This is a genomic window from Parabacteroides distasonis (assembly GCF_004793765.1).
Lineage (GTDB): Bacteria > Bacteroidota > Bacteroidia > Bacteroidales > Tannerellaceae > Parabacteroides > Parabacteroides distasonis_A.
In genome coordinates, this window is the sequence record NZ_SRYM01000038.1 from 24694 (window position 1) to 38587 (window position 13894).

At 42.4% G+C, this 13894-nt stretch carries 10 protein-coding genes, 1 other RNA gene and 1 pseudogene; 2 read left to right on the top strand and 10 right to left on the bottom strand.

What is annotated here, in order from left to right; translation table 11 throughout:
- The first annotated feature begins 27 nt into the window (after positions 1-27).
- On the top strand, positions 28-1206 hold the full coding sequence (gene uxuA / locus E5342_RS12795) for a mannonate dehydratase (RefSeq protein ID WP_121736369.1): 1179 nt from the start codon (positions 28-30) through the stop codon (positions 1204-1206).
- A 178-nt stretch (positions 1207-1384) separates the two neighbouring features.
- Here the strand turns inward: uxuA and E5342_RS12800 are convergent, their stop codons facing one another.
- The 3 genes from E5342_RS12800 to E5342_RS12810 are packed head-to-tail and all read right to left on the bottom strand — an operon-like array spanning position 1385 to position 4145.
- Positions 1385-2683, bottom strand: a complete 1299-nt coding sequence (locus E5342_RS12800; RefSeq protein ID WP_135959508.1) for a TRAP transporter large permease — start codon at positions 2681-2683, stop codon at positions 1385-1387.
- A gap of 12 nt (positions 2684-2695) precedes the next feature.
- On the bottom strand, positions 2696-3166 hold the full coding sequence (locus E5342_RS12805) for a TRAP transporter small permease (protein WP_135959509.1): 471 nt from the start codon (positions 3164-3166) through the stop codon (positions 2696-2698).
- Positions 3150-4145, bottom strand: a complete 996-nt coding sequence (locus E5342_RS12810; RefSeq protein ID WP_135959510.1) for a TRAP transporter substrate-binding protein — start codon at positions 4143-4145, stop codon at positions 3150-3152. Before E5342_RS12810 ends, E5342_RS12805 begins: the two co-directional genes overlap by 17 nt.
- Positions 4146-4542: 397 nt before the next feature.
- Between E5342_RS12810 and E5342_RS12815 the strand changes: the two genes are divergently transcribed.
- Complete coding sequence (locus tag E5342_RS12815; RefSeq protein WP_135959511.1) at positions 4543-5364, top strand: M23 family metallopeptidase; 822 nt, start codon at positions 4543-4545, stop codon at positions 5362-5364.
- Between the two features lie 40 nt (positions 5365-5404).
- Here the strand turns inward: E5342_RS12815 and ssrA are convergent.
- The 7 genes and pseudogenes from ssrA to E5342_RS12855 form a co-directional block, all read right to left on the bottom strand.
- Positions 5405-5804, bottom strand: a transfer-messenger RNA (tmRNA) gene (gene ssrA, locus E5342_RS12820).
- A gap of 295 nt (positions 5805-6099) precedes the next feature.
- Positions 6100-6393 carry a hypothetical protein gene (locus tag E5342_RS19770; RefSeq protein ID WP_229099613.1) on the bottom strand — a complete coding sequence of 98 codons (294 nt, stop codon included), beginning with the start codon at positions 6391-6393 and terminating at the stop codon, positions 6100-6102.
- A gap of 478 nt (positions 6394-6871) precedes the next feature.
- Positions 6872-8956, bottom strand: a complete 2085-nt coding sequence (locus E5342_RS12830) for an ADP-ribosylglycohydrolase family protein (protein ID WP_005859348.1) — start codon at positions 8954-8956, stop codon at positions 6872-6874.
- 253 nt (positions 8957-9209) lie between these two features.
- Positions 9210-9763, bottom strand: a pseudogene (locus E5342_RS20370) (hypothetical protein).
- An 884-nt stretch (positions 9764-10647) separates the two neighbouring features.
- Positions 10648-11058, bottom strand: coding sequence for a hypothetical protein (locus E5342_RS12845; protein WP_135959512.1), 411 nt, complete (start codon positions 11056-11058; stop codon positions 10648-10650).
- A 480-nt stretch (positions 11059-11538) separates the two neighbouring features.
- Positions 11539-11841 carry a hypothetical protein gene (locus E5342_RS12850; protein WP_135959513.1) on the bottom strand — a complete coding sequence of 101 codons (303 nt, stop codon included), beginning with the start codon at positions 11839-11841 and terminating at the stop codon, positions 11539-11541.
- Positions 11842-12515: 674 nt separating this feature from the next.
- On the bottom strand, positions 12516-13463 hold the full coding sequence (locus E5342_RS12855; RefSeq protein ID WP_135959514.1) for a hypothetical protein: 948 nt from the start codon (positions 13461-13463) through the stop codon (positions 12516-12518).
- Positions 13464-13894 lie beyond the last annotated feature (431 nt).

Here is a 13894-nt window from a genome sequence, read left to right on the forward strand (position 1 = left end):
CATTGATAAATTTAAAAATTATTCATTATGTATCTATGTGAGCAAACTTGGCGTTGGTACGGACCGAATGATCCTGTCAGCCTTTGGGACATCCGTCAGGCGGGTGCCACCGGTATCGTAAATGCGTTGCACCATATCCCGAACGGGGAAGTTTGGACTACGGAAGAGATTCAAAAGCGGAAAGCCTTGATCGAATCCGCCGGATTACGGTGGAGTGTGGTTGAGAGTGTGCCCGTACACGAGCATATTAAGACGCAAACCGGGGATTTTCAAACCTATATAGAGAACTACAAACAAAGCATCCGTAATCTGGGAGCTTGCGATATCCGGGTAGTTACTTACAACTTCATGCCGGTATTGGACTGGACTCGTACCGATTTGGCTTATACGATGCCAGATGGTTCCAAAGCCTTGCGCTTTGAACGTGCGGCTTTTATGGCGTTCGACTTATTTATATTGAAACGACCAGAGGCGGAAGCCGAATATACGGAGGCGGACAAGGCGAAAGCCAAGGCACGCTATGACGCTATGAGCGAGGAAGACCGCCTGCTGTTGGTTCGCAATATGATCGCCGGACTACCCGGCTCGGAAGAGACTTTTACGATCGAGCAGTTTAGGGAAGCGTTAGACCGTTATAAAGATATCGACGCGGAGAGACTTCGCTCGAACCTGATCTATTTCTTACGGGAAATAGCTCCCGTGGCGGACGAGGCCGGTGTCAAGCTCGTTATCCATCCGGATGATCCCCCCTATTCCATTCTCGGGCTTCCCCGTATCTTGAGCACGGAAGATGATTTCCGGAAGTTAATAGAGGCCGTGCCGAATCCAAGTAACGGGCTTTGCCTATGCACAGGTTCTTTCGGTGTCAGAAGTGATAACGACTTGGCCGGGATCATGGAACGTTACGGGGATCGGATCGATTTCGTTCATTTCCGCAGCACGCAACGAGACTCGGAGGGTAATTTCTTCGAGGCGAACCATCTGGAGGGCGATGTGGATATGTACGGTGTCATGAAAGCCTTCCTTGAATTGCAGCAACGCCGCCAATGCTCCATCGCCATGCGACCGGATCATGGACATCAAATGATAGACGACCTAAAGAAGAAAACCAACCCGGGCTACTCCTGCATCGGACGTTTACGGGGTCTGGCCGAGCTACGGGGATTAGAGATGGGTATCGCCTTATCCCTGTTCAAAGGACATTAAAAAGACAGCGTCTTACAGTTAGCACAGTACTGTGTACGAAGTACCGCAGTACTGTGGCTAAAGTACTACAGTACTCTGTACGAAGTATCGTGGTACTCAGCACGTAAGTACTGGAATACTTCGTACAGAGTACTGCCCTATTCATAGCACAAGGCTACCTCGACCCTATGGAGGAACATCACAAACCGAACAACCGGGGAATCAATAGGCTTAAATCCGGCAAGAAGGCCACCAAGAACAAGACAATAACCATCGCCGCGAACATCGGCAGCAACGGACGGATCACCTGATCGATCTTTGTCCCCGCCACGCTACATCCGATAAACAATACCGAACCCACCGGTGGCGTACATAATCCCACACAAAGGTTCAATACCATCATGATCCCGAAATGTACCGGGTCCATCCCCAATTGCCCCGTTGCTATCGGCAGGAAGATCGGGGTAAAGATCAAGACAGCGGGCGTCATGTCCATAAAGATCCCGACAATCAATAGGATCACGTTTATAAGTATCAAGATGACCACCGGATTGTCGCTTATGCTTAGCAAAGCGTCACTTACCGTCTGAGGAATATTCTCATAACTCATGATCCAAGACAAACCCGTACAGGTCGCCACCAAAAAAAGGACGATGGCCGTAGTCTTAGCCGATCGCAATAACACTTGCGGCAATTTAGCCCAAGTAAGTTCTTTATAGATAAAAGAGAGGATTAACGCATACAGTACAGCGATCGCCGAAGCCTCGGTCGCCGTAAACATTCCCGCTAAGATTCCTCCGATCACGATCACCAATAGCATCAAACTAGGGATCGCCCTGAAAAATACCCTTGTCGCCTCCGAGAACGGAACACGTACGCCAACCGGATACCCCTTTCGTGCGGCAAACATAGCGGCTACGATCATGATCGCCACTCCCGTAAGAATTCCCGGTAGATAACCAGCCATGAACAAGGCGGATACAGAGACTCCGCCACTCGCCAAGGAGTAAACGATCAAGACATTACTCGGAGGTATCGTCATGCCGGTAGTGGCGGAAGAGATATTTACGGCGGCACTGAAATTCGGATCGTAACCGGCCTTTTTCATCTCCGGCGTCATGATACTCCCGATAGCAGAGGCAGCGGCGGCGGCAGAGCCACTGATCGCCCCGAATAACATATTCGCCACGACATTGACCACCGCCAGTCCTCCGGGTAACCGTCCGACCATAACTTTAGCGAAATCGATCAAGCGCAAGGCGATGCCTCCGCTATTCATGATATTCCCCGCCAATATAAAAAACGGGATCGCCAACAGAGCGAAACTGTCCAAGCCCGAAGCCATACGCATCGCATAAGTCGTAAAGGCGGGAAGCGAGTCTATATTCACGAACATCGTCAATACACCCGCCACACCAATGCTATACGCTACCGGAACCCCGGCCACCAGCAGGAAAAAGAAACTTATCACTAATACGAGTATACCTATAATATCCATATCATCATTCTTTTAAGAATTAGAGGAACGAAATAAGACGATTGTGTTATCTATCGCATAATAAGCGGTAAGCAATCCTCCTAGCGGCAATGCCAAATACACATATCCTAGATTAATCTCTAAGGAAGCCGAAGTAACTCCCAAATGAAAACGAGTGTATACCAACCAAGTCCCTCCTACGATCAAAACAAATACAGCGAATAAAAATACGATCAAGAAGATAAACAATCGCAAGAACTTCCTGCGGGAAGGACGCATATGCTGAAGTAATAAATCGATCGCGAGATGCTCATTTTTACCGGATACATAAGCGGCCCCCAGCAATCCCACCCAGATCAATAAATATCCGGCCAATTCATCCGTCACGGAACTCGGGGAAACCAGAATATACCGGCTTAATACCTGCCATAACACATCCACGACCAAGAAAGCCATCAAAAAAATCAACGATAGCTCCAATCCTTTATCAATTATCTTTCTCATGGGTATTCTGTATTTGATCAATTAAATCATGAAAAACCGGATCATTCTTAAACCGCTCGATCATCGGGGCGGCGGCATCCATAAACGGCTGCTTATCCGGGTAAATAATCTCTACGCCATGCGCTTCCATCTCCTCAAGCGATTGCTTCTCTTGCTCCGCCCAAAGTTTCCGTTGATAAATAGCTGCGGCATCAGCGGCCTGCCGCAGCCAATCACGTTCTTGTTCCGTCAGCTTCTGCCAAGTAGCCAAGCTAATAATGATCACATCCGGACACATCGTATGCTCATTGACCGAATAGAACTTTACGACCTCATGATGGAACGCCGTCGTCACGGAAGGCGTATTATTCTCGGCCCCATCCACGACATTACTTTGTAAGGCCGTATACAATTCACCCCAATCCACCGGAGTAGCCGAACCTCCGAATGTCTTCATCATCTCCACGGCTATCGGGCTCTTTTGCACACGGATCTTCAGTCCTTTCAGATCCTCCGGAGTACGAATCTGTTTGTTTACCGTATAAAAGCTACGTGCCCCCGAGTCAAAATAAGCGAGTCCCCTAAACCAATAAGGTTCCGTTGATCCCAAGATCTGTTTACCCACCGAGCCATCCAATACCTCAAAAAACTGATTACGGGAACGGAATAGATAAGGTATGCCAAATACCTTAAACGGATCGGCAAATCCTTCCAACGCAGCGGAGGAAACCTTCGTGATATCGAGACTCCCTATTTGAAGCAACTCTATACATTGATTTTCGGACCCCAATTGAGCGGAAGAATAAATGTCCATGCTCATCTTTCCTCCGGACAACTCTTTCAGACGCTCGTTCATATAGAGCAATCCCAAATGGACGGAATGGCTGGGGGGCAATCCGTGCGCCAGTTTCAGCACCCTTACTTCCTTTACTCCCTCCTTACAAGAGAAGGAGAAAGATACGCACATCAGGAATAGCAGGGCGGTCTTTAGAACTTTCATATTAGAAATGTTAACAATTCATTGTTTATCGACAAATATAAAGGAAATAATCGAATTGTGCACGTACACAGAAAAAAAAGTGACCGCTTTCTTACTGCCTATAGTCACATGCGGAACAAGAAGAGTACGGCCTTGACTTAACCTATTTCTCTGCGTACTTTAAATTGATCATTCTTAATTTAAAGAAATGCCAGCAAATACAATATCGTCATCCTCCCTGGCCAAAGAGACCAGCTTGTTCCCTCAATCATCGCATAATATCTCTATTTTACCTTTATAAAGGTAGACAAATTCAACTATCAGAAAAAACACAAAGAATAAAAAGAAGTATAAACATATCGGAAATATAGGCCATTGAAAGAGGCTTTTTTATACTTTTGTAATAAAATAATATCTAATGGCATCTAAAATACACAACGGAATACCCATTCTTATGCTAATTTTATTTGCGTCTTGTTATACGCAAAGGCCTACTCCACGTCCGGCCCCTCCCGAGACTGTAGATTTCCCTACAGCGAATATTCCTCTTCCTGTCATGGATTTCAATTTCATGTTGCCGGAAGTTCCGGAGCTAGCGGTTTGCCATTCTCCGAGAAAAGATATCACGGCAGCCTTTACGCCCCGTGATAAAAGCCAAATAGCGATCAAAGACCCCAAGCTCTTCGATGAGAATAACACGGAAATCATCGATCTATCCTTGATCCCTGCTGGGGAATACGCATTTCCCCTTCCTAATGGAAACGTAATCTCTCCTTATAGGGGAAAAAGAAGACATCATTCCGGAGTAGATATCAAGACTTGTGCCAACGACACGATCGTGTCTGCTTTCGATGGCATTGTCAGGATGGCAAAACCATACGCCGCCTATGGCAACGTTATCGTTGTCCGCCATTATAATGGACTGGAAACGATCTATAGTCATAACTCCAAGAACTTGGTTAAACCCGGCGACCATGTTCTCGCCGGACAACCGATCGCCTTAACCGGACGTACCGGCAGGGCTACTACCGAGCATTTACATTTTGAGACTCGTATAAACGGCGTTCATTTCAATCCGAATATCGTATTCAACATGGCAAAAAGGAAATTACGTTCAAAATGTCTGGTTTGTATCCAAAAAGGTAATAACATAATCGTCAAATCGGTTGATACATTACCCCATCAAAAGGCTGGCCCATACGTACCGCCACCTCCTTATAAATGGGTTTACAATGAATGAAAAAAGGCCTTACGGATAATCCGTAAGGCCTTTTTTCATTCCGTGGAGATGGAGAGATTCGAACTCTCGTCCAAACGAGGAACTAATTTGCTTTCTACATGTTTATCTTCGCCTTCATTGTCGGGGAAGAGCAAGACCGAAGCCACCCACTCATCCCTTATCCTCTAAAGTTTCGCCTGAGACCCGAGGCTTATCTCAGACTATCTCCGATATTGCTGCACCACCTGATCGGAACGCTTCGGAGCCACAGCATCCGGGTGATGTCACGTCCCCGCAACTTTTGCAGGGATTAAGCTTCAATCTACTATACTTCGATTAAGCAGCGAGAGCGTAATTATTTTCGCCAGTTAATTGTTCGTTGTCTGAGATTTAAGTGCAAGCCAACCACGCACTACATGCTTACAAACCACTTCTACCCGCTGTCAAAACCGGTCATCCCCATGGTTTTATAACTGATTAAAAATCAAAAGAAAGCGAACACATTTTCCGTTATAGGTAACAAACTGGTAACAAAATCAAAGAACTTCATTCTTCAAATGATCGCTTTCTTTGGTACAAAGATAGGAATTATTCTCAATAATACAAAAGACACACATAAATCAACATATGATGCTAAGCGATTACGTAACTATAGCCTATACAATCAAACACCAAAAGAAAAACAAAGGGGGGTAAAGGACTCTCGCCGCCGTCCACAGGTACAAGGCCTCCCCCTAACAATCGAACCCCAGTTATCTACCACGCTCCATATTCTATGCATGCCGTACCCTTCTGGGGATCTATACGCATTGTGAAGAAGGTTCCATCTTCCGAAATCTCATTAAAGTAAAAACTACCATCCTCCGACATGCTCCAATGAGCCGGGGGATTCGTCTTCATCCACCAATAGAATCTCTCCGTTTCACGACCCGGTTCAAACTTAATATCTATCCGATCAATATAGTCCAAAGTGAACGACTTTTTTCCATAGGTGCGATCTATAACCTCGTACGCTGGCAATCCTACACCTACCTTGTATGAGATCTCCATACGGCTTATTGACGATATCTGATACAAACGAGCAAACATATATTAAGCTAATAAGAGAGATAGGGGATAACAGCGCATAAGAACACCTTCTCCAACTCGCCCGCCGCCATTTCCGCTCAATCCACACGTACAAAGGCGGACAACATCCCCATGAGACCCAAGTAGCCAACCAAAGGCAAAAAGACTTAAATGTCCATCGCTCCGGCCTTGCCCAAAATAGAAGGATTATGAAAGCCAGTAACCCACCACCCCAAACTATCACACTAACTAATAAAAAAAACATCATAACGCCTCAAATTAAGAACTACTATTTTACCTTATTCATACTCCTTCTTTATAATTATCATAATCTCGTATCCAATCCAATTCTTTTGCACTCGAAGGTTCTGTATAAAATAGATCTATAACACTTACATTTCTATTTAGGGCAGCTATCCCTTATAATTAAAACATGGTCATATAAAGTTCCATTTCTTTCCTATGGAGTTGTTGTTCGCATTGCCAACATGATACATTCCCCAACAAGTGCTATTTCCGCTAGTAAATAATGTCGAGTATTGTTCCACATCACACTATGTCCTGCAATTTCCGCCGTACGTAAGAAATTATTACGTACTCTCACGTCATTGAAATATGTTGCTGCCCCCACAGCGAATGCTGTTCCGGATGGACTGAGGTTGAACAGTACCGGGCCTGCATCAATGTCAAATCCCAACCAACACGAATAATCATGATATTCCCGTATACCAGACAATAAACCTGATTGCAAAAAATGGGATTTGAGCCTATGATATTGCTCTCTTGCAAATACTGAATCTATCTGCGTGAGGTATAGACAGTTTAATGCGGAATACGAGCCTTTCACCGGGGCGGCTTTAAACGGTATGCCATCCTCACTCAAAAATGAGACAAGTAGGCCTGTTTCTTTGTCAAGCCATTCAGATTTAGCCTTTCGTACCCATTTACGTACCGTAGAAATATATTTTCCCTTGTTTAATTTCGAGTAATTATTCAGTGCGACAATCGCAACAAGCATATCAGGGACATATATACATTCGCTTGGATATGTTGGTAAGTTTAGACTTTTACTTCGAAGAAGCCGACGATTCATAGTTCCGCAAAGATCATCAAACAAGTTATTATATTTATCATTTCCTCCGGCCATCTTATACTCGCTTATCATCCACGCAAGATGACTGATATATGAAATATGACTCCTGTCACCATCCAATGTTTCCAGAGGATCCTCGCCCCAACGCTCAGCATCATATTTTCTCAACTCAAAGGAAAGTACCATCTCAATAAGATTATCTATGTTCTCTAGATTCTCTGTTTTTGTTTCGGGATAAAGTTTCGACATATTGAATAAGGCTGCCGCCAGCATTGAACAAGAATACAACGCCCACTCACCTTGAAATTGTGTTCCAATTCCTTCTGGCATTTCACACAACAACGCACGTGGTGAAGTTACTACACGATCGATCAGGAAATCCCGACGTTGAATGAGTTCCCCCTTCTCATCCTCCCATGTACCATTATCAGTACACGACCAGTAAACCCATAATATTTTGACCAATATAAATGCAACCATCACCACTGCGATTTTAATTGATTTGTGTATCAAATCAATATTGTCTCGTATAATATCTACATATTTCTCAGGCTCAACCGTTTCACGCTTGGGTTGCAAGCACGAACAGGGCAAACTAATCTTATTTTGCCATTCATTGTCAAGATAATCCTCAAAACGGATGACGACCTTCAACAGATCATCGGATAAACGTTTCTGGCACTCTTTAATAATGTATTCAGGAATTGGATAAACACAAGCCGCTATTGCGCCAGCTATAGCACCTTGCGTATCAGCGTCACCACCGAGTGACACGGCATTTCTTATCGCATCTTCATAACTATCGGCTTCTAAAAATGCGATGATAGCCTCAGGCACGCTACCTTGGCAAGATACATCAAATTCATATCGGGGCCGAATCTCATTCAATGTACGGTTCATGTTATATTCGAACTGATTGGTAACAAAATCTCTTATGTGTACTTTTAATTCGTCTATTTCCCCAGTCCAATGTAGCGCAATGAATATACTTGCAGCTACAGCCTGCGCTCCCTTTATAGCTTCCGGATGATTGTGTGATACTGCGGCTGTTTGTTTCGCTAAGCGCAAGCATTCATCCAAAGTCTTAGCAACAAGACCTACCGCACTAACACGCATAGCGGAACCATTCCCCCATGAGTTATAGGGGGTTGGATCATTACATAACCAATTACAGAAAAGGCCACCGTAGCCAACAGCCGGATAACGGTTGCCAAATTCACACATAGTGTCTACAAGCGTGTATTCTGAGCGGGTGACATCCTCCATTAGCCATCGTGCGATAGCTAATGTCATCACCGTATCGTCTGTAAAACAGGCACCATACGGAAACAACTCGAAGTCTTTGCTCTTGACAGAACGAAACTCATACATCGAACCTATAATATCACCAGCAATCGCTCCATAGATAGTTCTGTAAGTATTTTTCATCATGGCTAACTTCTCTCTATACATAAATTCTTTAACACAAAGATTGCAAAAAAACTCGATTTATCATCGGTAACTTGTTTCATTTTCGACCTACCACCAAGGATCTTGTATGGCGAAAATCATTCCGACTCCAATTATCGAAGTCCCTCCATATCACATATATGCCTTATTCTCTCTAGGATCTATATCCATAAAGAAGTAAATTCCATCATCTAATTCTCATCGAATGGGAAATCACCATCTTCCGATATACTCCAATGAGCCGGGGGATTCGTCTTCATCCTTTGTTGGAACTCTCCGTTTCACAACCCGAATCAAACCAAATGTCAACCTCATCCGTATCCCCATTTCGGCCATGAGAATTTACAATCTTGTATGCTGCCCCTATCCCTACCTTGCTTGAAAGATCTCTTCGGTTATAGAAAGGCTTATTGACGCACTTACATACCAATGAACAGATATATACTAAGTAAACAAGAGAGATTAGAGATAACAGCGTATCAATCCCTGTCCAGTCTCTATTAATAGCATTGAAATCTATTATCAGGCTATCAAGGTATGGATGAAGCGATGCGGATCGAACGTACAGGCATCTACCAAGAAAAGAAAAGAGACTGGGGATAACAGCACAAATAGCGCCCTTCTTAGACTAGCCTGCTGCCACTTCCGCTCAATCCATACGTACAATGGTGGAAAACAACACCACAAGACCAAAGAAGCTAGCCAAAGACAAAAAGACTTAAATGTCCATCGCTCCGGTCTTGCCTTGAATGTAAGGATTATAAAAACCGATAATTCAAAGATTATAAGACTTATACAAACTAACACCATAACACCTCAAATTAAGAACAACTTATTTTAAACCACTGTCAATAACAAAAACTCACATGAAAACAAGTATCCCGCTTGTTTACCTCAATCACAAAGATATCATAAGGGGAGTTTAAATCTCGAAACTCGTATCTGTCCTCGTATTTGACCCATCGAGAACATGGTTTCCCCGTAATATCCTCAAGTCTTTTTTGCAAGGCTCTCTTGTTATCCGCTGATAAAGAATATGTAATGTCAATCCAACAAAGTCTAGGATATTGTGTCTTGCATCTACGTATCTCTCGATAAGGAGGAAATTCAACGCCAGATATTTCCCTTAAGTCAAATCCCGCCAACATATCATCATTCGTACAAGTACGTATCAATACCATAGTACACACTATCGAATAGATGATCAAAAACCTCGTTTTTACCATATTCACAACTTTACCGCTTTCTTTTAATTAGTGTTATTTGCATTCAGGCCGTTTCTTTTGCCCTCTAAGACACGATATAGGACGGATCTATAAATAACCCCTTTATCAGTTATCACCCCTTATTCGCAAGGAATAGGCTCATGTTTCATATCCTCATCGCCAAGCACCGCAAGAGAAAACGGGGCTGGTGTCCCCGCCGCCGTCTTCCATACCCACTCACAGCCTCCTCGGTATAGTTCCCATTGAACATAATATTCCCTAAGAATGATCTAGAATCTCGTACGTTGGAGTTCTATGAGCCATATTGTTTGAATCTTATAAGATTTATTGACGAAAACACTTGGCAGTGCAAAAACTCTCTTATCTATACTACAATTTGCAGACTATATTGTCTTTTTCTTTTGCGCGTTTGAGAATTTCTTCCTTTACATGCTTACTCCTTTCTTGTGATAAGTTGGATAAACTACCTTACGCTTCAGTGAGTAAGGTTATACACTCATCAAATCTGCCAATTTCCCTTAGTATCTCCGCCTTTAAAAGCTGCCATTCTTCTATGTCCCCTATGATTTCCAAAAACCGTTCTGCATTCTCTTCAAAAAAGTTCAAATCCTCTTCACATGGAGTATTCCGCTTGCTGTCGTCGTCACTTCGGTAATATATATCATTAAAACGAAGCAAGGTTTCCCGACATAAGGTAAATTCTTTTTTTTTAGTTATACCTTCTGCCGTTAACTGCTCTATCGCTTCCTTACACTCTTCCAGCGATAATAATCCGAGATCAAATGAATATTCTGTGCCACGTTTTTTATCGGCATCAGAAATAAAAAAATATGCTCCGCAATTCATACATTTTTGTATAGGAGAGATTCTTGGTAGCATAGGATGTTCTCTTTTAGTATCCGACCAATACACACTACCAAAAGGTTACCACTTATCAAACCCCTCACTTTTTTAACACTACTACACTTTGGACATTTTAACAACATCGATGCATCTATTATCATACTTTCATTTTTTTAGTTAAACATATAAATATTGACTAATTCACACTGTATATACCGTAAAACCGCATTATTCTTTTAATCATTTGCATTTAAAGTACCACTCGAGCCAACAGTCCTGACAGTAAATTCACACTACCATTCCCGATACTCTCTTTCCTTTCCGTCTTCACTTTTATATTCTTTCTTCTATCTTTCTAGATAGTTAATAAAAGAAATAAAGTATATGTAAACTCCAAAGCACCATAAAAGAAATGTGGGCAGGTGTCCCCGCCGCCGTCCGCATCCGCTCGCAGCCTCCTCCTTTGGTGCCGCCCCGATCCACGCCATATAAAGCCATTCGTACCCCAAATCCCCCCTAAAGATCATCCTTGAATATAGTAGGATTCAACTCAACCGGGGATCTCCACTCTATTCGATAGTCCTCCCATAAAAAACGTTTCATCACTTGCCAATACTCGAAACATGAGACCGGGGTACGAAACCAGTTACCAGAATCAATTTTTTTATCAGAGAAGTAAGATCGTAACTTTTCCTCCAACTCCTTCTCTATGGATAAATAGGCTTCTGATTCCTCAACCGGATCATGTATTAGACCCGTGATCCGAGGTTTACAATCCCAGCTACAAGAAGCATGATCAAAGCATTTACTTGTTTTCATAGCAAACTAATATCCATTATCAACTCTTTTTTCTTCACCCGTTTTCATCACCACAAATATAAGTCCAAAAATCCACAGCATCCGATTTACCACAGCCTTCTCTTTTAATATTGTTTCTGATCCAGCCATACGAAACTATTACGTATTCAACTAATCACCCCACCTATTGATATTGTCCCATTATACAAAATGATTAAGGCTGCACCAAAATGGGAACTATGCACCCAAGTTTAACTATCGTCAATCAAACAATGACTATGAAGAATCTACAACATCAAAATTCTATTTTAAACAAATGGCTATCTTTTACGTTCCAAGGAACGATATACGGTAAATCATACACAACTTTGATATGTTATCATCCTAATCCGCAAGGAATAGGCTCATGTTCATATCTCATCGCCAAGCACCACAAGAGAAAACGGGGCTGGTGTCCCCGCCGCCGCCTTCCGCATCCGCTCGCAGCCTCCTCTTTGGTGCCGCCCCGATCCACACCATATAAAGCCATTCGTACCCAAAATACCCCCTAAAGATCATCCTTGAATATAGTAGGATTCAATTCAACCGGGGATCTCCACTTCTATTACTTAATTCCGCCAACGGGTTAAATATATTAGCATTTACACACCGGAACTCTTGCTCAATGTGTAAGCAGTAGGCATTTCTTTATTCTACTATATCTCAAATCCAAGTTTTATATTTATACCCGATGTTGAGCTTTCTTCCATAGGTACATATCCTTGTATGTTTCGTTGGTCTTTTGTCCCTTGCATTGTATATCCTGCAGATAAACTTATACCACGAGACCTTTTTGTTAAAAACCTAAAACCAACAGATGTGTCACTATAGAACCCCGAGATATTATAATCTCTTCCTAGAACAAAAGCATAACCAACCTTTTGAGCTATAAACGGAGAAAAACGTTTTTTCAAAAAGTAACTTCTCATATCCACAAAAAGTGGTAAAGAAATCAAATCATCCGGATTTTCCGCATACGAAGGATACCATGCCCAATCTTTCTTTTTAGGTTCCCAATCTTTCTGATAAACCATACCAACACCAACACCTAAAAGAAAATAGTCTTCTTTTACCTGCCCATCTAATATCAAATTACAAGCCGGTCCAGAAATACCACTTACCGAATACGCAAAATCAATATAAAAAATCCTTTTCTTGGTCCTTTTAGGGCGACTTTGAGAGCGATTTCTAGGACGGTAATAATAACGTCTAGCATTACTGGACTCATTCTGGGCTTGGGCCATAGCTATAGCCATAAGCAAATCCAAGTCTGGTGCATTATATTTAGGATAGGTACGAAGAATCTGATTCCCCGCAGCACTAGGATTTTTAGAGGATCCTGCACTATTATAAGATTTATAGCCAGCAATATATCCACGATCATATCCATTTCTCCAACTATTAATGGATTCATGAATTGAAGGTAATGGAGGTATAGGTGGTATTGGCTTGATTGCATTCAAATCATTGTTTTCGAATGCCGCATACATGTATCCATCAACATATCCTTCTCGAAAGCCTTTATCGAAAGGAGTTTGTGAAAAAACATTGACACAAATTAAAAGGAAAGTTGTTAGCATTAACAATCGATAGTTGTTTATCATAATACTACATAAATAATTCCTCCCTGTCCCCTTCGTTCGGTGGTTTCTAAATAAAAGAAGCGTGAGGACTATTGATATTATTATCTCTGAGGCTCTGGACTGCCCATCACACGATAATATACAATAGCCCCACGCTTTATGAGGTATATAGTTCTCCTTTACAGGGTAGTATATAACAACATAAGCGCAGGAGCATCTTGGCTATTATCCCGTGTGATGAAAATGTCCAGTTTCCAGAGATAGGATAATATCTTAACGCTTCTACGTTATTTTCAATACATCGCAAATGTATCACATATAAACCAAAGGGCAAAGAAAATCGCAGAGAATCTTATTTAAAGCTACTCACAAAACATTTCAAGAAAACACATGAGAACACTACTGTCCCATTAAAATCTGAAAAAGTTCTTTGAAATTATTGAAATATAGTT